At 39.5% G+C, this 23,100-nt stretch carries 23 protein-coding genes; 9 read left to right on the forward strand and 14 right to left on the reverse strand.

The window, feature by feature from the left end; all coding sequences use genetic code 11:
- Positions 1-36 precede the first annotated feature (36 nt).
- A complete protein-coding gene (gene traD / locus MTN97_RS06025) occupies positions 37-1,896 on the reverse strand; it encodes a conjugative transfer system coupling protein TraD (protein WP_248473927.1) in 1,860 nt (619 codons plus the stop codon).
- Positions 1,897-1,898: 2 nt separating this feature from the next.
- Positions 1,899-4,580 (reverse strand): MobH family relaxase, encoded by a 2,682-nt coding sequence (gene mobH / locus MTN97_RS06030; protein WP_248473928.1) that lies wholly within the window; start codon positions 4,578-4,580, stop codon positions 1,899-1,901.
- 201 nt (positions 4,581-4,781) lie between these two features.
- On the opposite strand from mobH, the gene MTN97_RS06035 reads away from it, so the two are divergent.
- The 6 genes from MTN97_RS06035 to MTN97_RS06060 are packed head-to-tail and all read left to right on the forward strand — an operon-like array spanning position 4,782 to position 10,252.
- On the forward strand, positions 4,782-5,396 hold the full coding sequence (locus MTN97_RS06035) for a hypothetical protein (protein ID WP_248473929.1): 615 nt from the start codon (positions 4,782-4,784) through the stop codon (positions 5,394-5,396).
- Entirely contained in the window at positions 5,375-5,644 is a 270-nt protein-coding gene (locus MTN97_RS06040; protein WP_248473930.1) for a hypothetical protein, read from the forward strand. The genes MTN97_RS06035 and MTN97_RS06040 overlap by 22 nt, the downstream gene beginning before the upstream one ends.
- The gene (locus MTN97_RS06045) at positions 5,644-7,845 is read left to right on the forward strand and encodes a DNA topoisomerase 3 (RefSeq protein ID WP_248473931.1); all 2,202 of its coding nucleotides are present in this window, start codon (positions 5,644-5,646) and stop codon (positions 7,843-7,845) included. Before MTN97_RS06040 ends, MTN97_RS06045 begins: the two co-directional genes overlap by 1 nt.
- Positions 7,846-7,848: 3 nt before the next feature.
- Positions 7,849-9,444 (forward strand): DUF1566 domain-containing protein, encoded by a 1,596-nt coding sequence (locus MTN97_RS06050; RefSeq protein ID WP_086957861.1) that lies wholly within the window; start codon positions 7,849-7,851, stop codon positions 9,442-9,444.
- Positions 9,441-9,980 carry a DUF1566 domain-containing protein gene (locus MTN97_RS06055; protein WP_248473932.1) on the forward strand — a complete coding sequence of 180 codons (540 nt, stop codon included), beginning with the start codon at positions 9,441-9,443 and terminating at the stop codon, positions 9,978-9,980. Before MTN97_RS06050 ends, MTN97_RS06055 begins: the two co-directional genes overlap by 4 nt.
- On the forward strand, positions 9,980-10,252 hold the full coding sequence (locus tag MTN97_RS06060) for a hypothetical protein (RefSeq protein WP_086957857.1): 273 nt from the start codon (positions 9,980-9,982) through the stop codon (positions 10,250-10,252). The genes MTN97_RS06055 and MTN97_RS06060 overlap by 1 nt, the downstream gene beginning before the upstream one ends.
- 170 nt (positions 10,253-10,422) lie before the next feature.
- Here MTN97_RS06060 and MTN97_RS06065 read toward each other — a convergent pair whose 3' ends face one another.
- The gene (locus MTN97_RS06065; protein ID WP_248473933.1) at positions 10,423-10,752 is read right to left on the reverse strand and encodes a hypothetical protein; all 330 of its coding nucleotides are present in this window, start codon (positions 10,750-10,752) and stop codon (positions 10,423-10,425) included.
- Between the two features lie 79 nt (positions 10,753-10,831).
- Entirely contained in the window at positions 10,832-11,119 is a 288-nt protein-coding gene (locus MTN97_RS06070) for a helix-turn-helix domain-containing protein (protein ID WP_086957853.1), read from the reverse strand.
- 216 nt (positions 11,120-11,335) lie between these two features.
- On the opposite strand from MTN97_RS06070, the gene MTN97_RS06075 reads away from it, so the two are divergent.
- Complete coding sequence (locus MTN97_RS06075; RefSeq protein ID WP_248473934.1) at positions 11,336-11,479, forward strand: hypothetical protein; 144 nt, start codon at positions 11,336-11,338, stop codon at positions 11,477-11,479.
- A 288-nt stretch (positions 11,480-11,767) separates the two neighbouring features.
- On the opposite strand, the gene MTN97_RS06080 is transcribed toward MTN97_RS06075, so the two are convergent.
- From MTN97_RS06080 to MTN97_RS06095, 4 genes are all read right to left on the reverse strand, one after another.
- Positions 11,768-12,241 (reverse strand): RES family NAD+ phosphorylase, encoded by a 474-nt coding sequence (locus MTN97_RS06080; RefSeq protein ID WP_086957849.1) that lies wholly within the window; start codon positions 12,239-12,241, stop codon positions 11,768-11,770.
- Positions 12,241-12,675 carry an antitoxin Xre/MbcA/ParS toxin-binding domain-containing protein gene (locus MTN97_RS06085; RefSeq protein ID WP_248473935.1) on the reverse strand — a complete coding sequence of 145 codons (435 nt, stop codon included), beginning with the start codon at positions 12,673-12,675 and terminating at the stop codon, positions 12,241-12,243. The genes MTN97_RS06080 and MTN97_RS06085 overlap by 1 nt, the downstream gene beginning before the upstream one ends.
- 125 nt (positions 12,676-12,800) lie before the next feature.
- A complete protein-coding gene (locus MTN97_RS06090) occupies positions 12,801-13,106 on the reverse strand; it encodes a hypothetical protein (RefSeq protein WP_086957845.1) in 306 nt (101 codons plus the stop codon).
- A gap of 25 nt (positions 13,107-13,131) precedes the next feature.
- Complete coding sequence (locus MTN97_RS06095; RefSeq protein WP_248473936.1) at positions 13,132-14,310, reverse strand: DGQHR domain-containing protein; 1,179 nt, start codon at positions 14,308-14,310, stop codon at positions 13,132-13,134.
- Positions 14,311-14,459: 149 nt separating this feature from the next.
- Here MTN97_RS06095 and MTN97_RS06100 point away from each other — a divergent pair, with 149 nt between their 5' ends.
- On the forward strand, positions 14,460-17,852 hold the full coding sequence (locus MTN97_RS06100) for a hypothetical protein (protein WP_248473937.1): 3,393 nt from the start codon (positions 14,460-14,462) through the stop codon (positions 17,850-17,852).
- 44 nt (positions 17,853-17,896) lie between these two features.
- Positions 17,897-18,358, forward strand: coding sequence for a hypothetical protein (locus MTN97_RS06105; protein WP_248473938.1), 462 nt, complete (start codon positions 17,897-17,899; stop codon positions 18,356-18,358).
- A 15-nt stretch (positions 18,359-18,373) separates the two neighbouring features.
- On the opposite strand, the gene MTN97_RS06110 is transcribed toward MTN97_RS06105, so the two are convergent.
- The 6 genes from MTN97_RS06110 to MTN97_RS06135 all read right to left on the reverse strand — a co-directional run bounded on the left by MTN97_RS06110 (position 18,374) and on the right by MTN97_RS06135 (position 23,089).
- On the reverse strand, positions 18,374-18,655 hold the full coding sequence (locus tag MTN97_RS06110) for a helix-turn-helix domain-containing protein (protein WP_024608528.1): 282 nt from the start codon (positions 18,653-18,655) through the stop codon (positions 18,374-18,376).
- Between the two features lie 52 nt (positions 18,656-18,707).
- Entirely contained in the window at positions 18,708-19,832 is a 1,125-nt protein-coding gene (locus MTN97_RS06115; RefSeq protein ID WP_248473939.1) for a ParB/RepB/Spo0J family partition protein, read from the reverse strand.
- 4 nt (positions 19,833-19,836) lie between these two features.
- Complete coding sequence (locus tag MTN97_RS06120) at positions 19,837-20,622, reverse strand: ParA family protein (protein ID WP_248473940.1); 786 nt, start codon at positions 20,620-20,622, stop codon at positions 19,837-19,839.
- 160 nt (positions 20,623-20,782) lie between these two features.
- Positions 20,783-21,718 (reverse strand): endonuclease, encoded by a 936-nt coding sequence (locus MTN97_RS06125; protein ID WP_248473941.1) that lies wholly within the window; start codon positions 21,716-21,718, stop codon positions 20,783-20,785.
- A gap of 207 nt (positions 21,719-21,925) precedes the next feature.
- The gene (locus tag MTN97_RS06130) at positions 21,926-22,204 is read right to left on the reverse strand and encodes an HU family DNA-binding protein (protein ID WP_248473942.1); all 279 of its coding nucleotides are present in this window, start codon (positions 22,202-22,204) and stop codon (positions 21,926-21,928) included.
- Positions 22,205-22,225: 21 nt separating this feature from the next.
- Positions 22,226-23,089, reverse strand: coding sequence for a DsbA family protein (locus MTN97_RS06135; RefSeq protein WP_248473943.1), 864 nt, complete (start codon positions 23,087-23,089; stop codon positions 22,226-22,228).
- Positions 23,090-23,100: the final 11 nt, after the last annotated feature.

Below are 23,100 nucleotides of genomic sequence, written 5' to 3' on the forward strand. Positions count from 1 at the left end.
CAATAATTTGTATTTTTTCAGCAAGTTTCTTGCAAGTTAAACAAGTATTGGGAGCCGACCCTTGATTAAGCGCCCCCCTGAAATAGTTGCAAAAAACTCAAGGTTTGGAAGCATTCCTAATAGCTGAGCCGGCAATAGGTCATACTCTTCTTCCATCAACCTTTCGCCTTGACTTCCGCCATGCATAATAGGATCTTCACTATCTGTATTTTGACCTTGATTCCTCATAACATATTTAACCCGGGTCTTTGGTAGGTTATCAGTGATATATTCTTGGGTTTCTTTGTCCAGAACGCGCAAAGCAAACTTGTTATTTAAATTACCCAATACCTGTATTGCTTTATCTTTACTTCCCATTCGAGCTGAGAAGTCTGAAAACGTTTGTGTTGCCACAAATAGCCGAAGCTTAGCGCCTCGCCCTTTATTTAAGAGTTGGATAAAGGGGTCATTTATCACCTCTGCGGCTTCATCTACGAATATATTTACAGGTCGATTGTTTACCCCGAAATTATAGCGATCACCGGCCACCGCCGTTAAATCTGATAGTATTATGGAGCCAATAGCACTACCGACCATGCTATCTGTAAGCGAGTCCAACCCTATATAAGCCACTTGCCCATTGTTAATTATTTTGGCGTTATCTGTAATTTGGCGAGCATCACTTAGATCAGTAGAGTCTGGAGATAACATTTTCCCTAACTCACCTGATGTAAGCATGTTCATAATCGGCAGTAGGTTTGCCACCATTTTAGAAAAGTGAGTCGAGTCATGTTGGAACATACTTAGCAAGCCTTCCAGCTCTGAACTTGGCTTTACAGGCTGTATTACATCGTAGTAAAACCTAAGCATGGCAAATGCCTTTTTCTCAATGTGACCATTCTTGGCTTTGCTTTTATATGGCTCTGCCTCGGCCTCCCAGTTGGGCATTACATTTTCCGAGTAAGCTTCAATAGACTGAATTACTAATCCAGCTGCGCCCCCCTCAAGAAATCGTCTTAACAGTACAAGGTTGGGTCGCTGATAAGTCATAACGAGCCCTTGTGCAATGTTATTCAAGGCTTGCCATGCAAAGCTTTTAAATGGGTCTGCCCCCGCCTCCGATGGGATTAACGCTGCTAGTCGGCTAGCTATTTCTGTTACGCGAGTAAAGTTTCTAAGAGGATCTATTCTTACTGAGTCTTCAGGGAATGCAGGGTGAAATGATATAAACCTTTCTGGCTCGCCCATTGCTTCACAGACCTTTCGAGCGTTGTCACGCATCTCTTTATCGCCTTTAGGGTCAATGATAATCACTGCTTCATTTCGCAAAATAGCTTGAGATATCATAATGTCAAACATTCTCGTTTTACCTGAGCCTGTAGTTCCTACAATTAACGAGTGTCCTTCTGTATGCCCTATATCTTGAACCAGCTTCTTTTCCTTGGGCTCAAGGCCATGTATCCAGGTGGCACCTATTGGCTTTGTCTTTTTTTTCTCTCTTTTTATTATTCTAGTTAATTTTTTGGTTGTTGACTCAAATCCTACTACGCTTGACCAGTCACGCTTTAATATCTCGAATACTCGCTGTGTATGCCTATTTTCCCAATCAAAACCATTTCCTAACCACATCTCATTTGGGTGGCCCTGAATTGTTTTTTGAAGGTTTTCTAGCGTAATAAATTCAAGTTCACGACCACTCAAGTGCTTTTGTAAACTTGCCAATTTAATAGCTTTAGGTATATGTGACATTGCCATAATTCCACATATGCCACTCATCCAATAAAAAGGATCTGATGGCATTGTGCTGTAATAATTCACACCCATAGCGACCGCGCTTGCAGATATCCAGCCTAGCGCTGCTTGCCTTTCGTAGTTTGGCCTCCAGGGCATTTCATACTCAAGTGAGTTGTACTTCATGATTAGTTACCTTCCTTTAAAAATAGATGCAATTTACCTTGCTTATACATCAATGGTGGTGATGCTTGACCTCGCTTTAAGTGCGCTCTCAAGCTATGTTTGCTTATATCATTATATTCACCAGCTATAACATCTAATGATTTACCACTAGTAACCAAGCAGTCACCTTCCTTGGTCACTGCGCTAACAATCCACTTACCTTCACGCTTTAAAATCATTTCTTTAAGTAATTTAATAGCTGAACTAACCGTTATAACCTTTGGTTTAATATCATCAAAATCAGCAGTCATTTTTCCTTGCCCTCTCAACAGTAAGGCGTCTTCATCAATCTCAGGGATGAAGATCTCTTTAACTGGCTTTGTCTCGATACTATTTACATTTGTATCAGTTAAACTTTCTTGCTTTAAGCTCTGGTTAAATGGCATGCTATTTTGCTTTGCTTGCCCACTGTTACCTTTTGTGCTGTCAGTACGGTCTTCTTTTGAGGGTTTTCTTTTTTGTTTTTTGCTTTTTCTGCCTTCCATAATCACTTGTTTCACTTCGACCTCTCCAGTTGCTAACTCATCAAGAGCAGCAATTAAGAGTGATGAGGTGCTTGCTTTAAGTGCTAGACCTTTAACGCCTTTAAAGTTTTGTATTTTCTTCATTGGCATTACCGGATCTCCCTGAATCAAATCTGCACTCCATAAACATGCTAGAACCTCAGAAGCACTGCCACACCCTAGAGATTCTGCACCTTCTGGGTAGATAATAGAAACCTGACCCTCGAAGATATACAAAACCTCTCCTAGCAATTTCTCACCTATTAACACTGGTAATATTGCCTTTTCGAGTATGTTTTTCGCATCTAAAGGTAAACTATTTAAGTAGCTAACTAATTCATCCTTCGCTGCACAATCTGCCTCCACTGATCTATTATTTTCTTGTGGCTTTGTATCTGGATTTTCACTTGTTAGTGGTGCCGGCTGCTTTTTACCTTTACTTCCAGGTATATTTTTTTCCGCTTTGCTAGGGAATAAGCAGCTAACGTTTATTGATTCATTTTTGGTAGATGTCACACTCACTACTGTGTCAACGGGGTCGCTCGCTGTTTGTTCTGTTTGTACAAACTGGTTTTGTTCTGTCTTAACTACCTCTGCTTCACCAAGAGCCCCTTCTATGGTTTCGGGATCTATATCATTCTTTAACAAGCCATCTAACGGTGATTCGTCATCAACTTCAGGGGAATTTGCTACGATCTCATGAACCATTTCAAAATCGACAAAACCATAATCATTTTCGCTTGCATCTGTATCGCTTGCATCTGTATCGCTCGCACCTTCATCGCTCGCACCTTCATCGCTCGCACCTTCATCGCTTGCATCTGTATCGCTCGCACCTTCATCGCTCGCACCTTCATCGCTTGATGCATTGCTCTCTATATCTACAAATTTAATTTCCACCTCAGCCTCTTCGCCAATAACAACCCCTTTAACCGGGGTTGGTGGCTCATTGGTGAAAACTAGCTCATGCGACTCAAGCCTTAACCCTAGCAACTTTATAGTACCTGCTGGTTGGCCTTGCTGTATGATTTCTGGGCACACGTCCCAGTAACGATAATGGGCCGACTCACCATTTTTCCCTTGTACTTTGTTTGGAATTGCAAAGCCTCGCTCAATAAGGATATCTGCTAACGTATCGGGATCTCTTGGTATCCCTGGTATGTTATCTTTTTCTACTAATTCATATAAATCACCCAGCTGTCTCCAGGTAATAAAAACACCTTGATGTAAATTCCATACCTTTGCGCCAGGTTCATTAATCTTCCAGCGACCTGTTTTAACAAGCCTTCTAATTGCATCGAAAACATACCTTTCAACCGGTACACCGTAAGAAAACTCATCAACACTTAGTCTGCTTTGCTTAAGATCGCGAGCAACGCTTTCTTGATCAGCTTTAAGCATTAACCTTGTAACTGGTTGGTTTGTACTCGTTCCTGCAATCGCTTCTAGCATTGCCTCCAATATTTCAGGCCCTGACTCGGATAGAAACTGTAAAACATTCGGTGGAATTATCCGCTCAATAGTTAATACTGAAAACTGCTCGTGCCTCTTATGCCGACTGTCACGCCATCGCAAAAAATACCGGTCAATTTTATTGTCTACTGCCCATCCATAAAGCGTATTGCTATATGGATTCCAAGTAACAGAGCCACCCTTATCTGTTACAGACACATCTGATAAAGGCTTACCTACATCATGAAGTAACCCAGCGAAACAGCTGGCTAATCGCCATCTAGGCTCATTATTGCGCCTATCTCTTGGTGACCCTTCCATTGAAAAAATGACAGATTCCGATGCTTGAGCAGCCCAAAAGGCAACCTCAAGGCCATGCCTAAAGAGTCCACCAGCACCACGATGATGATGGGCTTCTGACGCAGGCAATAAATGAACAAATTCGGCGTATTTTTTTATTACGGGCAATATTAAGCTTTTGCACTCTTCTTTATTAAAACCTAGAGCATTGCGTATACGCTGTATAAGCTCATCTTGAGTTAGCAGAACTTTGTCAATAGGTGCAACCGGTAGACCTTTCGCGAAAGGCGGATATCTAGGTATCTCTTCATCATACTCATCAACCACCACCAGCTTGGTTTTTAAAGGTGGAGTTGAAGGGCCAAATATTCGCTTTAGCTTTGTTAGCATTCAGATAAAACCAAACAAGTAATTTTAGATGCTTAATAGTCCCAGACTTTCACTAAAACTATGAAACGCGCTTCTGTCCAAATTGGGCAGTTAGAGCTTGCTGTATTAGGCCCAATATACCGTAAACTTAACTAAGACGATTTAATGAATAGGAATTAAATAATGAAGCAAGCCTCTTTTCTCATTGTTGGTGTTGTTTTCATGGCCGGCTGCACTAACTCTCCTGAACCAGAACCTGCGAAAGATGTAACAGTAGTAGAAACTAAACAAGCGCGTGTAACCCGAGGGTTAACTCTTTCTTGGGATAACATAGGTCGAGGCGGAGCGGCAATTCGACAACCTGGTTATATTCATGTTCTAGGTGATGGTAACTTGCATACGTTAGAAGCGAAGGCCAACTTACCTGTAGCAGATATGGAAACGCCTTACACGGTTAATAACGCTATAGCTGCAGTAACTGAAATTGATAAGAATACAAAGGCTAACAGCGCCTTAGCAATTGCTGATAAAAAACACCAAAATATTAAACAGGGATATTCATTCTATGAGTTATCTCGTTGGGAACGTTTCTGTAATGCTGGGATAGGTATGGATGAAGCTGATTGGAACTTCGTGACAGAGAACGGCGGAGCCAAAGGTATACCCGATATACTTACAGATTCTTGCTCGCTACCCGACCATAACTACCAGTCATATTTGGATGCATGGGTAAGCTTTTGCACCGATAAAAATGTAACTTCGACACAACGGAACATTGTTAGAAGTAGTGTTCGACCTAAATCTGTGGTGAATCCATGCAAAGCAATAAAACAATAAAACTTAATGGCAATTACGACTCAACAGATCGCAAAGCTGAGTTATATGAAGAAACGCGCGTAATGCTAGAAGAGGCTGGCTCAAGATGTACACCTCTTGACTCTGTTATTGTTATTTCGGGTGTTCTAAACGATATAGCAAAAGAACATGTTGAGTTGCAAAACCTATCTTTAAAATGGCGGGGCCTTCTTGAGTCATCTTCATCGGTTCGTCATTTCAGCTTACAACGCAAACGTAAGGAGGGGTAATGAAGCTATATATTTGTGAAAAACCATCTCAAGCAAAAGATTTAGCTGCCGTTTTGGGTATAACTAAACGCGGAGATGGCTACCTTCATGATGGTAAGGAAAACTATATAACCTGGGCTTTCGGGCATTTATTGCAAATGTACATGCCTCAAGATTATAGTGATAAGTTTAAGTCTTGGTCATTAGATACCTTACCAATTTCACCTGAGAGCTGGAAGCTTAAAGTAAAACAAACCGCATCAAAGCAAGTTAAAGTTATCGATTTGCTTATTAAAAAGGCGCAAATTATTTATATAGCTACTGACTATGATAGAGAAGGTGAAGCAATTGCACGTTCACTCATGGATAGAGCTCAGTACTCAGGTTTAGTAAAACGCGTATGCTTAACGGCACTAGATGATAATAGTATTCGCAAAGCGTTGAAAAATATCAAAGATGGTAAAGAAACCCTATCACTATACTATGCTGCAATTGCTCGCCAGAGAGCTGATTGGTTGATTGGCATGAACGCTAGTCGATTGTATACAGTCTTAACTCGGAAGGCAGGTTTTGACCAAACGTTGCATATAGGCCGAGTGATCACCCCTACTATTTTTCTTGTTTGCCAAAGAGATCAGGATATTACTAACTTCAAAGCATCTCCATTCTGGACGCTAGATATCTCAGTCTCTGTGCAGAATGGACACTTTAGCGCTAGATGGTGTGCACCTGATGAATTTATTGATGAGCAAGGTCGTTGCATAAACAAAGCTTATGCAGAGCAAGTGGCAGCTCAAATAAAAGGGGCTCAAGCTGTCATATCTAAAGCTGAAACTAAAGCAGGGAAAGAATCGGCACCACTACCTTTTGATTTGACTTCGTTACAGCAATATGGAAGCAAGAGATGGGGATATACTGCACAAGAAGTGCTTGATGTAGCTCAGAATTTGTATGAAAAATTTCGCGCTACATCTTATCCTAGAACGGATTGCAGATACCTTCCTGAGTCACAAAAACAAGAAGCTAATGAAGTTCTTCAAAATTTAATTTTATCTGACCAAGCAGTGTCGGGGCTGGTGGCCGGTGCGGATACAAGCCGTAAGTCACGCGTTTTTAATGATAAAAAAATAACAGCTCACCACGCTATTATCCCAACGCCGTTCAAAGTAGATATCTCCGCCATGTCTGAGCCTGAGTTCAATATTTATGATGCAGTACGGCGTTTTTATATTGCTCAGTTTTATAGTCCAGCTGAATTTAGCCGTACTGTAATTGATGTAATGTGTGGTAATCACTTATTTATAGCTGCTGGTAAAACACCTCTTAAACAGGGTTGGAAAGTACTTTTTAACTCCGAAAGTGAAAGCTCCCCACAGGACGAGGGTACAGAGGCTGGTGAAGGGCTCGCAGAGCAAGATAAACTTCCGCGTGTAAATCAAGGCGAGCCTGCTGTGATAAGTAACTCATCCATTGGTAGTAAAGTAACACGCCCCTCACCCCACTTTACAGAATCTTCATTATTAGCTGCTATGGAAAATATTTCTCGGTTTGTTACTGAAGAAAAATTCAAAAAGATTTTAGCTGAAACTGCAGGGCTTGGTACACCAGCAACTCGTGCGGGCATTATTCAAGGGGCCGTGGATAAAGGATATTTTAAGCGGCAGAAAAAAATGCTTATTTCTACCGAAAAAGCAAATGCCTTAATAGCTATTATGCCACCAGCCATAAAATCTCCTGGCATGACAGCGGCATGGGAGCAAGAGTTAGAAAAAATAGCTTCCGGCCACGGTAATATGACTGTTTTTATGAATCAAATAACCAACTGGATTTGCAAGCTAGTAGAAGAGCTAAAGGTGAACTCTTCTGCTTTAGTGAAAAGTGGTGGAACTATTTCTAAGGCATTTGAAGGGACTAAACCCGCAACTCATGAATGCTTTAATTGTGGAGGTGAATTAACCCGGTTAAAAGGATCAAATGGTTTCTTTTGGGGTTGCAAAAACACCTCGTGTAAGAAAACGTTTAACGATAATCGCGGTAAGCCTGTCGATCCTATAAAAGCAACAACCCCCCAAAAGAATGCTCCCAAATGTCCCGAGTGCGATTCACCTATGCTTAAGCGAAAAGGTAAACCAAAACAGGGAGAAAAGGCTTCTCAGTTCTGGGGATGCTCAAACTTCCCCACCTGCAGAGGTGTTCAGTCTATTAAACCCAGGAGAAAATAACTCATGAAAATAAATAATATTATGCAACTAAGAAAGTTATTTGCTTTATCTTCAGTTGCCTCAGCCATGATTTTAACAGGTTGTGGCGGTGGCGAAGACGATAATAAAACGTCAACACCCGATACACCGGCAGTAATTTCAATCGAAAACACTTCTATAAATGAAGGAAATAAAGGGAGTAGTAAAAGTCTGTCAATTCCGATAAGCCTTTCTAAAAAATCAGCAGAAGATATTGAGCTTGGATATTCTTTTGAAGATATTTCAGCTATTAATGGTGAAGATTATTCAGCGAAGAGCGGTAAAATAATCATCCCATCGGGTAGTCGGCGTGCGCAAATTGATGTTTTAATTCATGGAGATGATAAGCATGAACCAGATGAGTATTTCAAAGTTCATTTAGATTCGGTCACTAATGCAGAAATAAATGATAAAAATAGTTCAGCCACAATAACAATACTCAATGATGACTCAGTTCCAACATTAACCTTTGATACAGTTATACAATCAGCTACTGAAAACGTGGGGGTTGTTACAGTTCCGGTTTCATTATCAGCTGAAAGTGGCTTTGATGTTACTGCTACGGTGTCATTATCTGGCACTGCACTTCTGGGCGATGATTATACGCTCAATGAAACTGAAGTATATTTTTCAGCAGGAGAGACATTTAGAGAAATTGAGCTATCTATTATCGAAGATCCAATACCTGAGGGTGGAGAAACAATCTTTGTAACGTTAGAACAAATTGAAAATGCAGATCTAATTAGTGGCGAGGGTTCTTCTCATACAGTTGTTATTTTGGGTGATATTGGATTAAACGATACCGGACTAACCAAATTCAGTGATGGAGTTGTTTCTAATTTATCATTTGAGCCAGCAAGCCACCCGGGACAAGATGCTTCGTATGGCCGCGATCTAAATCAAGCTGGTAACAATGATCACGGTCATGCAGGCTTTTCTTTTACTAAAATTGACTTCAATGGTAACCCACTACCAGCTACCAGTGAGAATTGGAGCTGTGTCCAGGATAATGTTACCGGATTAGTCTGGGAGAATAAGCAGCCAGATTTCACAATTAAAAAAGAAAATGGTGAAGACGATGTTTTGGAAATACCAACCGGCGATAGTTGGCGCGCCGGCAATTTTACCTATGGATGGCATAACTCAAATATAAAAGATAACGGAGGGAGCTCTGGATCTCAAAGAACGACACAAAATTCCTTACCTAAAGACCGGCCAGTTACTGTAACTAATGGATACTGTGGATTCACAAAAGATCCTGGTCGCAAAGATAAAATTTATTGTGACACCCAAGCTTATATTACTGAGATGAACCGAGTTGGTGCGTGTGGTTTTAATGACTGGCGAGCCCCAGAAGCGAGTGAATTACGATCTATTGCGAATTATGAGCAACCTGAAGTGACAACAGTACCAGAAAGTAACTTCTTTTCTAATTTAAAAACAAATACTAACTACCTAAGTGCAACCCCTGGTGCTGATAATGAAGCATCGGCGTGGTGTTATGATTTTGGTGATGGTCATGTAAAGCTTTGCCAAAAAGGTGTATACCAATCATTTATCGCAGTGAGGAATAAAAAATGAAATCTATTAATTTAACTGCATTCGCTATATCAACCCTACTGTTAACCTCTGGAGTTGCTGCACAAGTATGTAAGGAAAGCACAATCTACCCCCGGGTAAGTAGCCAGCAGTATATTGATCACTTGGATGGAACTATAACGGATGCTCAATCCGGTTTAGTATGGTCGAAGTGCAGCTTAGGCCAAACCTACTCTACTCGCGGCTGCTCTGGGGTTGCCGCTAATTTAGATTGGGCTGACTCACTAACAACGATTCAAGACTTAAACACCAGTGGAGGCTTAGCAGGTTATGATGATTGGCGATTACCCAACATAAAAGAGTTAGCTTCGCTCGTAAATGCGCAGTGCCATAGCCCTGCTATAAACTTAAGTGTATTTCCCGATACACCATCAGCGACCTACTGGAGCTCAACATCACGAGCGGATACTTCAGGTGTGGTTAATGGCGGTTACAGTATTGACTTTGCTACAGGCTCTGACTTAAGTCCTGAAGTTACAAATTTACGACACGTTAGATTGGTTAGGGGAAATTACTAATGGCATTGATTAAATTCACTGTAGTAGCAGAAAGGTTGTTTGTGGATGATGAGTTATCAATGGATGGGCTCCAACTTCTTGCCGCTCTAGTAAGCAACTCAAAAATGGGCGCGATAAGTAAACGCCATGCCGTTCTATTAGGTACTGAAAACAATTTACATAAAGAACAAATTGAAAATGCTTTAGAGGAGCTGCTTTATCTTGATTACATCAGTTACTGTAGCAATACAGCGCGTGAGAGCGTTAAACGCTCTTGGGAAGTAAAACCTTAATACCTTAGTTAGTTAGGCTCCCATAATGCTGCAAAGCTTATGGGAGCTCTTTTTTAATTAGCTTTATTTAACGCAAATATCAAACCGGCTATTATTACAATCATAACACCTAGTGCAATTTCCATTTTCACTCCTGATGATGCGCTCGTTTTGAATATACTATAAGGGCCCTATTTGTGGGTATCTAATTTTAGGCAGCGCTCTAATGATTGTATAAATTCATCATACAACCCTATATTTTCCACACTAGTATCGTTGCACTCTTTGCGTTTTGAGTATTCAGAAATTAGCTTTTTCACTTTGCGCTCGTGAAAATATAAATACTCTATTGCCTCTTTCATTTCCATATCAGAATTGTTCAGCGGTAACCCCATTTGAAGCCGCTGATTAATATAAACAGCTAGCAACTCAATACCGCCAATAAAATCACTTATTAAAGGAGCATCATGCCCTGTCTGAATAGCTGTAGCATATGCGAAGTTTGCTTCTTTCATTTTCATAATGAGTAACCTACTAGTAATTAAGTTAGTATAAACCTGATCCAAGACAAGTTAGTAAAAACTTGATCCTTCATCTTGTTTAACTACATCCTAACACGCCTTTAATGTGCTGCAAGTTCTCTTTTACATATTGTTTTCTAATTGGCCCCCAGCAACTTATTGTGTAACTTCTATTTATTGTCCCCCCATAAGCGGTGCATTTTATATCCATCTCAGCTAACGCAGCTATTGCGTCTTGGAGTGTTCGCCTGGGCATTTCTGTTACCTCTAAGAGCGAAGGAACTGTATTAATTCCCGAGTCAATTAAGTAACAAATGTACAATCTTCGATAGAGGCTTGTTTTAGTTTTGCTATATGTACTGTTCATATTCCCGCTTTTCCCTATTTTATAAATCGTCTAAGCCACTTACTTTGCTAGGAATCAAATAACTTTCACATGTGAAATTTTTAAATACTTTTACAGACCCTTTATATGATTCCTTGATATTAAAATATGATACTATAATATATAAAGAAGGGCTGCACGAAGGTAGAAGAACGTTGCAGCCCTATACACATACCAAAAACATACGAGGAGGATGGTATGCGCGCTAAGCAGTTTACCAGAAAAAAAGTTCTACTTATTGAGTTTATGAACTGGCCGATAGAAAAGCGCCAGCAATTCATTGAAAAAGAAATGCCGAATAGCTCTCAATTTATAATGGATATGTTATTACGAAGCATTTAGTGAAGCGGGACATTAAAAACCCTAATTTATGTATTTGATTAGGGTTTTATGCTCCCCTCCCCCGAATGAGGCTGGGAAAAGTGGGAAAGTGGGAACAATTTAGGGAAATGAGTTAATTTATAAGCTTATGCTTTCGCATCTTTTCGGCGTGAGCGGTTAGCTGTTTGTCACTTGAGTTTACTAGCATTTCATACCACGTTTTTACTAGTACAAGAGGTGGCTCATTCAATTTGGTTGCTCCTATCTATTATTTGAATAATTCAACTTAAAAATTAATCTTTCCATGGCTTAAAGCTTGCTGGAAAGACGCTTAGCATAGAAAAAGTCTTTACAATCTATGCATTTAATTTTTGATGAATCTTCATGCATTGGATTGATAATATAGTTGTATTCTTCTTGGCAAAGGCTAGAAGGAACTTGCAGAACTGCAGCATCCATACTTGAAAGCCATTTAGTACCAAACTGCTGTGTGTGGGGGATGTATGGATGCTCATCCCATCCAATTGGTAACTCACTAGCCACCAGCCGCTTTATTTTAATTTCATCGCTTATATGTATTGTTGTGACAGATAATTGCTTACTTAAAATATCAGTAGAGTCATTCACAAGCCTTTCTAGCATCGCAAGTGATCTTGAGCTAGCCAAGTACACGATTGGGGCACCTGTAAAATGCCACCGCCCTTCCGCATGAAGCCCACCTATCCCAGATAAAGCGTTATGAATGTTATTGTGTTTCTTTGGAGCTATTCTATAACCGTTCATTAAGCATTAAACCCATACTCTAAACCCAGGATGATTCGCTTTATCAGCTCACGACCACGAATTGTATGCATTACCTCTCTAGGTTCTTTGTTTTCAAATTGAGTGTGTGGAGTGCTTAACCATTCATTCCATCTTTTTACACTACCGAAGTAATCCGTACCAATGGTAGATAGTCTAGCCAACTCAAGTGCATTTTCACTTATTTTAATACTCAATGGTTTTTTTGATTCTATATGGCGCTCTAACGTTCTTGTGGTAGTGCCAATTGCTCTCGCTATCATTCCTGACTCCCATTCTAATTTTTTACCAAGAATATTAATTGCGTTAGCTTTTAGGCCCTTGGTAGCAATACTAATTTCATCAATAGCAGTAGATCTACTAGTTACTTTCCCGCCACTTACTACGCTTATATAATCATTTTCAACTATGTTCATAACGCACACCTAACAAATATGACAACTGTCGTATAATATAGCGTCAAGCGCTGGAATTTGCAATTTAGCCTTCGTTCAAACTATGTATTGCTCAGGCAAAGTTTAATTTAAACGCTCTATAGCTATTAACCTTTATTTCTTTGGATAGTTATATTGCTGATTATTGATACATCACCATAATCTTCTTCATCAAAATCATCTTGCCAAGTTGTCCTGTGCTGCTCTGTAATATCGATACGCTCTACGTTAACAACGGATAGAGGCAACCCTAGTAACACTATGGCCTCCTTTGTGTTTCTCTCTAATGAGGGTTCAATTGTCGATATTGTAACTTTGTCGTAAGAGCACTCACATGACGAAACGCCAGCTATGATTCGCTTCATTAATATTGTTGCATCGGGGCATCGATGGGCTTTAAGATCAACGTTCACTTCAACTCTCCTATTCTTTTTGAACCTAAGCTGTTAACGATTTGCATGGGAATATGCGCAAATCATGGCAAATTAAGCTGGCAATACGCTTATCTGTACCTCTAATTATTTTAATAACCCCCTCATCACTCATTGTTACTTTAGACTTTTGCCAGTATTTATCTTGTTTGCTAGTTATTGGCATTTTAATCCTAGTTAAATCACTGAAATCATTTTTAGTACCGGCAATAAGCTCATCAAAAATAGACTGCCCAACATAGCCCAACGCATTTGCAAAGATAGCTTTAGTGAACATAGTGTTATCGTGACATTCTTTGTAATTATCTGTATCTAAAATATTGATTGGTAGGGTTGTAAAAACAGCATTTAAAAACTGTTTACATAGTTCAAATAATTGCGCTCGCTTTCCATCATCTGCAAGCTCTTTTTGAATATTCACTGTTGAAGTATTTAGTAGCTTTAAAATCATTCCTGTGAATTGATCGTAAGTCCAAACATTCCCGCGTCTGAGAACACCATGTAATGCTATACAGGATTTTATTTCCCCAAACCCGAAATCCAACTTTAACAACTCATTTATAAACACTGTAAAACACGAATCAGTATTAAAGTGCTTGCTTATTGATTTTGAAGGCTTTTTAAGCTCTACATGATAGTCAGCAAATACCTGGCGAATTATTTTCTTAGCCTTATCACACGTTAATGCGGCAGTATCTGTAACAATAAATTTTACTGATATTGTGTAGTCTAAATCTGAATCATTTTTTCCCGACTCTTGAAGCCATTTTATTAACGCTGTTCGGCCCTGCCCATCCCCAATGACTCTGCAAGTGTCACTCTTAATAATTGATTCGGTTATAGTGCGCCCGCCCACATCATGAGTAGCTATTATATCGAGCGCGTTGATAAATATAGTCATACCAGGAAAGACGGGGCCGTTGGAATTTTCCCAATATTTTTTTAGTTTATTAACTCTTGGGCTATCTACATCTCGTTGCACTTTAAGGTCTTCATTTAACTTGTCTGAATTTGGCTCTAACTGGAAGTACTCTGCCAACTCTCGGAAGCTAAGTAGACCCTCATACGTTCTAACCCCTCTCTTTTCTATGCCTTCATTCGTTTTAAAAAGCACAACAGATAGATCTTTATTATTCGGTGCCACCATATTCAATTCATCGCTTTTAAGTAATTTCAGGCTGTTCATTGCTAGCTCCTAGTTCATTTGATAGCTAAATAATGCTTCATAACTAAAACTAAGTCAATGTATATTGCAATATAAATTGCAATATACATTGCAATATAAATTTTAAGAGTGTAAGTTAAACTCAGTTCTTTTATTTAAGGTCACCAACTATGAACGCAGTAACTAAAATCAATCCACTTGATATCATTGACGTACAAGATTTTGCATCTTTTGAGACAGGGCACCTTCAAGATGTTATTGATTTATTCAACGTTGCTGTCACTGAATTTAGGCTTGTAATTGAAGCTAAGAAGGTAATTGCTCATCTACCCGTTAGTCAGGGCAAAGACTCGACTGTAACCTTGCTAATAGCGCTTGAAGCTTATAGGCAGTCGATTGAAGCAGGGAAAATAGAGAGGGATAGACCGCTTATAGTTTCCACTGTGAATACAAAGGCGGAAAGTATTCCAATGAATCTATACGTTAGTTACGCCAAAAAAAGAGTCGAAGCGTATGCGGCCAAAAACAACATAAATCTTCATTACGATATTGTTAGCCCTCCACTTAATGATGAATACTTTATTAAATATGCTGGTGGTAATAAATTAATTGTAAACCCTAAGCGCCATGGCGATTGTTCAATCATATTAAAAGTTACTCCATCGGAAAGGTATGTAAAGCAACTTATCGAAAGCTTTAAGCAATCAACAACAATGGCAGACTATGCGGGCTATTCTATCTTGTCATGTGTGGGCAGCCGCTCTGGGGAAGGTGGTCGCAGAAGTGCAAATATGTCTAAACAGAATATAAAACACAAAAGTATAGGCGATATTTTAAAAGAGATTGAGGAAGTAAGCGTAACAAGTAGAGATACAACATTTTTGAAGTATGCACCTATTCGCCACTGGTCTACTGACTCTGTGTTTGATGCACTAAGATTGGCCGGTGATAAACCTCTAACAAAAGCCCCTAAAAATCAAAAAAATGTTATTCCGGCTTTTCTTCCCGATTTTGGGCTGTTAATTGAAATTTATGGGCAAGGCTCAATGGAGACTTGTAGTGTTATTGTTGGAGATAAAGGCGGTAGTGGTTGTAATGGCAAAGCGAGGTACGGATGCTCGATTTGCACCATGATTTCTGCAAAGGATAAATCATCTACGGCTTTATCAAAATATAAAAGGTGGGACTCTCTTGGCGTGACGAATGCATTAAGAGTACGCGATTTTATGTATCGCTTAAGTGAATCGTATGAAGCGCGAGCTTTGCATGCACGCTCTGTAGATAGCGTGGCTTATTCTCGTGTTGGACTTCAACCCAATATTTTAAAACCAAAGTATCTTGAGAAGCTTGTTCGGTATGCATCACAACTAACTTTAGACTCTATAAAAATATCAAATGAGTTTCGTGAATTGGTTAAAGCAGACCGGGTTATTGATCATCCTGGCTATCGTGAAATAGCGGAAGATAGCAGTTTACCTCCCAAAACTAAGAAAGCCTTCTTAGAAATGTATGTGGAGGGTGTGCAAGATCCGAAAAACTTAAATTATCTATTTAGCGAAGCTCATGCCTTATTGCTAAGTTTTCGCTGGGGAATAGATGGCATAGGTGCAGCACCATATCGACCCTTAGCAATATGGAACAGCTTAGAGCAAGGTGTTGGACGTATCCCCTACCCTAAACTGAATAGTGAACTCATAAATAGCTATGGAAGCCTTGAGCTTGGTAATACATCTGAATTGCCAGAGGCGTTAATGGTGAGAACTATGAAAAATGAAGACCCTGTGAAGCAAGCTAAATCACCGGCCAGTTTACTTGCACTTTGGAATCGTCCCTTAAATGGCGTTGATATTTTTGAAGAGGATATGAATTGCTCATTAACAAGGGTTTCCAATAACACATCTGATATAACAATCATATACGAGCAAAAATACATTATTACTAATGACTACTCTGTTTTACCAGAACAACCATTAATCAAATCTATAAAGTTAGCCGGGAAACTGGTTGAAGATACCATTAAGGACACGCTAGTTTACAGCGGGGTAATGGAGCAGATTGAGCAGGTTTTTGATGATAAAGTAGAGTACATCACTAAAAAGCATTTAGGAAACCCAGCAAGTGAACACCAGGCTTTTAGGGATGATATTAAAAAGGCATTCAGTGGTGAATTGACTGCCAGAAGAAGTATAAATTATTTATCTGAAAAAGCTTTATTCGGTGGGTTTAGTCAAAGTAGAAGAAAAACCACTCCAAGAACTCAGTTTACTCGCAGGGTTACCTCTATTAAACGAGGTAAAGTTATAAAGGGAAATACCCGACTAGCTTTTTACCCTCCCCACTTTGATAGCGCATTGTACTCATCGCACATAGAGAAAAAGTTGATGTTAATTCCCAACTTCGACACTCATACTGAAGTTAGCGTTGGAACTCATTTGGATTCAAGTGAGCTGAACTTGTCATTAGAGGATATAGAGAACATAGAAGTAGACTCACATAAATATATTTTGTGGTGTGATCTTGGTGGTCGCGAAAAAGCACTGAAGTTCCATGATGAATATTTGGCTCGGAAAATTAAAAAACGCCACTTACTTAAGTTATCCAAGTATGATGTTCGCGATTATGGTGGCGAATCAGTTCCAAATCAAATGTTAGCAGATGGAGTTATAACCATTGCAAAAAAATACTGGAAGCAATTACACGCAATCTTAAAGCGAACTCAAATATTTAATAGTCTTGGCCTGTACTCTTTCCAGTCAGTCCCGTACAGCGTTCTAGCGAATGATCCCCGCTTCATTAAAATGAATGAACACCGGAAAGATAAAGCAAAGCTACTCATGGTAGTTAGAAACAGAAGAAACGAACAAAGAAAATCTGTAAGGAAATTTCTAAGTAAAAGCCAGGGCCAGTGCTGCGATAGCTTGCTGGTTCTGCTAAAGCAAAACTTAGATGTGCTCTCCAAGGAAAGCAAGCGGGCAATTTACATCATAACAAATCAAAACTTTTCACATTTATTCAAGGTTCGATTTCACAGCCATGAAGTATCTAATCAAGAGCAGGTAGATACTTGCAAACTATGGCTTAAGCTTACATATGGTAAAAACATGACTGTGGATAGTATTATGGAAACATGCTTACCTACAAAACAAGCTCGGTTGGTAAGAAATAACCCTAAAGCTAAGATTAAAGCCGCGCAGCTAATTTCAGAGTTTTTGAGCGACATAGCTAACACGGCAAAAAGCACCCAGTCTTTTTGGTGTGATTATGTTGAAGAAGTTAAAGCCATTCTCTCTAATGATAATGACCAATTAAATAATTTTAAACGACTCACTAAAGAACGCCTAAAAATGTACGAAAGTGACGATGTATTGAGATACTGGAATCCGGGGGAAACTCACCTGGTAGACCAGTTAAACAAGGCAATCAATAAATATAATGCAATAAGTTCTTATGTTTATGATCTACAAATAAGTTTAATGGAGCTAAATACCTCGGCTATGAGCAGTACTATTGGTAATATGTCTCTAAGTGACAAACTTGCTTTTTTAACGTCAGGCAATTCATGATCACTACCGGTGGTAGTGTTATATAAAATAAATTTGGAAAAGTTATGAGCTCTATAAAACTACAAGAAATTGCGAATACATTTCACGTTCCTTATCCGACCCTGGTTACTTGGAGTAAAAAAGATAACCGAAAAAGCTATGTGACATTTTTAGATGCTGCTTTTAAGAGAGTAGAAGATAAATCTATTAAGTACGATGACCTTAAAACTATGAGCAACACTGAAGCAGCAAAAAAGTTAGGTTTTAATGATCCGCTCACCTTGGATGGTGTTGTTCCCTCAAGGACTTTTAGAAACTGGTTTAACGATCCTGATAAACAAGGGCTGGTGCTGGGTATGCTTATTGGATACCAAACTGCATTGCTGAATGATTTAGCAATAAATACGGGCCATAATAGTTTAGATTCTTTACTATCAACATTGTCATCCAAACTAATAGAGGTTAACGATATTGTCTCCCTGCTATTAGTTTCAAATGAAACGGTCTGCAAGCTACTTAAGCACTAATTAAAAACCCCTTAGCTAAGGGGTTTTTAATTTCATATAGTGTTTGAAAAACTCATCTCGATCAATGACCCCCCAATTTGTCAGCATATAATATCCTGATGTACCACGCTCACCACCACTTTCTCTAACAAATAATATCTTCATGCCAAACTCTGTGCGGATAGAAGCAAGTTGACGCTTTATCGTTGACTCCGGTATTTTTGTAGTTTGGTGTAAACTGTGAAGGCTAGGTCTTTGTATTCGCGATAATGCGTTAATGAGATCAAATTTACGCTTCATATCTTTTGATATACTCATTTTCACCTTCTTTATTCTGGCTCCAATTAGAGCCAGAAGATAAGACCTGTAATTACAAAGTACCCATACTGACTATTTCAATGTCAGAAGTTAGTACTTTAACTTTTTTCTCTGCTTTACCATCTAGCACCTTAACCCAAACTTCTTTAGGGTCAAGGCAAGCTCTGTCTAACAATAGAATACCACGAACAACATCAGTTTCAGTAAGTACGTTCACTACAATTATCAACTCTTTAGCTTCTACAGGCTTCCAATCTTTATCTTTTTCTATCGCAGGTAAAGCATCTTCGTTACCATTATTAGCTCCTGGGCCCGGCGCAATAGAGTCACCAGCATCATTGGCTTCACCAGCATCATTGGCTTCACCAGCATCATTGGCTTCACCAGCATCATTGGCTTCACCAGCATCATTGGCTTCATTGGCTTCAAAAGTGTTCATAATGTTTGTGCTGCCCTGAGCCTCACCTTCCACCGCATCGCTGTCTTGGCTAGAGCTGGCCTCTTCTGCAATTCGCTTTGCATCATTTAATAGATCACGACTTTGCTTACGAGTAATACCCTCATCCAACGCGTTAATGCAGACTGCGCTGCATTGCTCTTCATTTAGATCATAAAGCAACCTAAGGTTATTTAACGTTTCGGTATCGCTACAAATATCATTATCGTAAAGCTCACGCACACACGCAGGGAGTTTTAGGAGTGATAAGTGGGTTGATACGAAGATAGCGTTTTTGCCAATCCGCTGCGCAATCGCTTTTTGTCTCCAGCCTGAATCAGCGAACACCTTGAGAGCATATGCAATTTCTAAAGGAGTTAAATCATCCCGCTGAATATTCTCAATAAGCTCCCCAGCAGTCTCATCTAACTCAGAAAGCTCTTTATCGTTAACCATAATATCAATTGTCTTAATACCCGCAGCTTGCAATGCTCTCCAGCGGCGCTCTCCTTTCTGGATAACGTATTTACCATTTTCATCTTTAGGATAAACAATAACAGGACTCTGTTGACCCTCTTCCCTCATTGAAATGGCAAGTTCATCAATATTTTTAAACTTTTTACGTATTTGCTCTTTTGACACTACGTTTTCTATATTAATAGCAATTACTTCTTTGCCTTTTTTGCCTGTTGCTGCTTTTGCAAGGTCAGACAAACCTTGCAAGTTACCTAACTTAGCCATATTTTTATCCCACTTTAACCATTAGTTCATTAAGTACCAACTCAACTTCTTTGGCTGCTACGTGCCCATACCGAAGCTCCCAAACTGGAATACCTTCAGTGATAGCTGTATCGAGTGGTGGCCTATGCATAATTATATTTTTAAATAACAAATCTGGAACTGAACTCTGAAGCTCCTTTAATGATCGGTCGTGATTAACTGAACGATCCATATCATTAATAATAATACCCAATATATCTAGCTGAGCATTGTATGCTTCGCGAATACCAATAATTGTATTTAAAAGTCCCTCCACGCCATCCACAGCAAACCCTGATAGTTTCACTGGGCAAACAACATGTGTAGACATTACAAGTGCAGCCACCAGCTTTCTACCCAGGCTGGGTGGGCAGTCAATCAGCACGTAATCGTATTGTTCAAATAAACTCGCTAAATTCTTAGCTGGGTTCATTGCCTTATCCAGTGGGACTGCCTCCATTTCAAATAGGGCTGGGTCGTTTTTAGGTGTGTGAATTAAGTCCATCCCTGCAGGGCAGTGAATAACTTCAACTGCCCCTAGCTCATCTTGGAAAAGTGAGGCGGTTTTAGTACCTGAAAGTATTGTATCAAAGTTGCCGTGATCATCGACAACTCTTGGGGCCAGCCTGCTCGATGTATTACCCTGACCATCCATATCAATTACAAGCACTTTCTTCTTCATCTTGAGTGAAAGGTAAAAAGCAGTTTGAATACAAAGAGTGCTTTTACCTACGCCTCCTTTTTGGTTGGCATAGCTAATCACTTTTGCCATATACACACCTCACTAGTTGTTACGAAGGGCACAACCCCTACATTTGCTTAAAGCAAGTCTAACGCTCATTTTATAATACTACAAGACCTTATTATAACCCTGTATTGACATTGCAAAGCTGTATACAAGTTTGATTGTCTAGGACAGAGGAAGTTGGTAGCTATCTGCAATTCCCTGCTTTTCTGTATCCAGCCTTTTTTGCTTCCAATTCAGTTGAGAATTTTACTACATTGCCAGGGCTCACCCGGTTGTAGCTAGGGCAGCCTACCGAAAGGTGATATATCTTACTGTTCTTATTCCCGCGTATATTACCGATAATTTTCGGGGATTGATTTTGATGTGAGGTGGTAACGGTTTTTATTCCTTCACCTGAGCTTTTGTGGCCGAGTGTCCAAGATTTTTCACCTATAACGAAGGGATTATTATGACCAACTAGCTTGGCAATTCTATTATCGCGCTTTACTTCCCATTCAGTTACAGGGTATTTGTTATTCCACGCCATCATAAGTTGTTGTTGTTGTCGGCTCATATTTAAGTTATATCTGTCATGCATGTAAAAATATATTCTTGCAACTTGGCCTTTAACTTTATTTCTTGGTTCTACTGTCCTTTGTTTAAAATCAATTTTAGCTTCGCACTGTCCATACGAACTTGTTATTCCAGGTAATTCACCAAACGAATAGTTTGACCTATCAGCATTGAACTCTCCTATCGCTATTACTAAATTATGGGGATTTGCTTCCATTTCTCTAAATGTGGAATCTGTTTTAACGCAATTTTTCCGCCCACCATTTTGCCAACACTGCCGCTGGTGGCCTAAGGCCCACGCCGGTAAGACGTGTTCGTACTCTGTTCTTTTAGCACGATTATCCTGGGCTCTAACTTGATACCCACATGATTGAAGATCTACTCTGCCACCCGACTTTCCGACCCAACGCCAATCACAGCCGCAATAAAATGTTCCTTCTCCTTTCGTAGTTTGGTCAAAATAAACATCCTGCTTAAGTTTTAGCTTAGCTTCACGGAAGCTATTTATATCAGCTAGTGCTGGGCTAGTAAGCGTAAATGCTAAAAATATAAATAATAAGTTCCTCATTTCAATCTCCTTTAAGTCAAATAAACATTATCCCGCTTTTGGGTAGTTAAGATCACGCTCCTAATCTCCCTTTTTAAGATCACAACTTGAATTGTTAGACTGCATACTGCTATGGGGGATGTAAAAAATTTCACATGTGAAACTTTTTACTGGTCTTTACGAATATCAAATAGGGCCAATTGTAAATTGGCCCTTTGTGTGTAAGGGTTATTTTGAGTTAACTGTATCTTTTAAAGCTTTACCGGCTTTGAAACTTGGGATTTTTGCGGCAGCAATTTTGATTGAATCACCCGTTTGAGGGTTCCGCCCATTTCGTTCCGCACGTTCTTTAACTTGGAATACACCAAACCCAATTAACGAAACATTACCGCCACCAGCAAGTTCATTAGTTATATTATTAGTGATAGCATTTATAGCTTTCTCTGCGTTAGCTAGGGTGATGTCAGCCTGCTCAGAAACACTTTTTATTAAATGTTTTTTATTCATTGTTCTACTCCACTTTTAAATTTATTCAGATGCTTCAGTTGCATCTTGCTCTTCCTGTTCAGCAATCATTCTTTTTATAACTGCCATGATTGCTTGCGGAGGCTGTGCCCCTCCAAGTAACTGTGTTCTACCAGTACTATTATCAACAATGAAAGTAGCCGGCGTTCCGTTAATCCCATTGTTTGTTGCTTGCTTAATGTCTTCTGCAATTTTATCGTTATAGCTTCCATTACTAATACACTTTTGAGCTTCAGTAACATTTGCACCAACACCGGCAACGAGTGAAGCTAAATCCTCGACACCTTGGCCGTTACCTCTTGATTTATTAAACACATCATCAAGAAAAACCCAAAATGCTTTATTACCTTTTTGCTCTCGAACACATTCTGCAGCAATTGATTGGCGTTTAGCTGCTGGGTTATGAAAATCTAAAGGTAAGTGCTTCCATTGCCAATTAACCATACCCTTACTTGCTTCGACTATTTTTTTAGGGGTGTCATGAAATCGCTTACAGAATGGGCACTCAAGATCTGAGAACTCTACCATTGTAAATCGAGCATTTATGTTACCGTAAATACTTTTTCCTTCTGGTACATCCTCGCTTGCTAAAGGGTACTGAGCAAGCTTAGCCTCTAGTTTTTCCTGTTGTTTTTTCTCTGCCAATGCCTCCAAGCTTTCAGCCACTGCGCTTTGAAACTGCTGTGGTGTAAGTTGGGCTTTTGCTGTTTCCTTAACCTCACCTCTGAGATTAGAAATCTCGCTTGATAAGTTGCTTGTTGTAGTAATAGTCAAGTACATACTAAACCCAATAATTGCGACTAAGAAAGTTGATATTAAGCAAATAAAAACATTCATTAAGTTTGTTGGTTTTTTTTCAGTTGTCATTAGTTTGTCCT

It is taken from the genome of Pseudoalteromonas sp. 2CM36K, from assembly GCF_023161865.1.
GTDB classification, from domain to species: Bacteria; Pseudomonadota; Gammaproteobacteria; order Enterobacterales; family Alteromonadaceae; genus Pseudoalteromonas; species Pseudoalteromonas tetraodonis.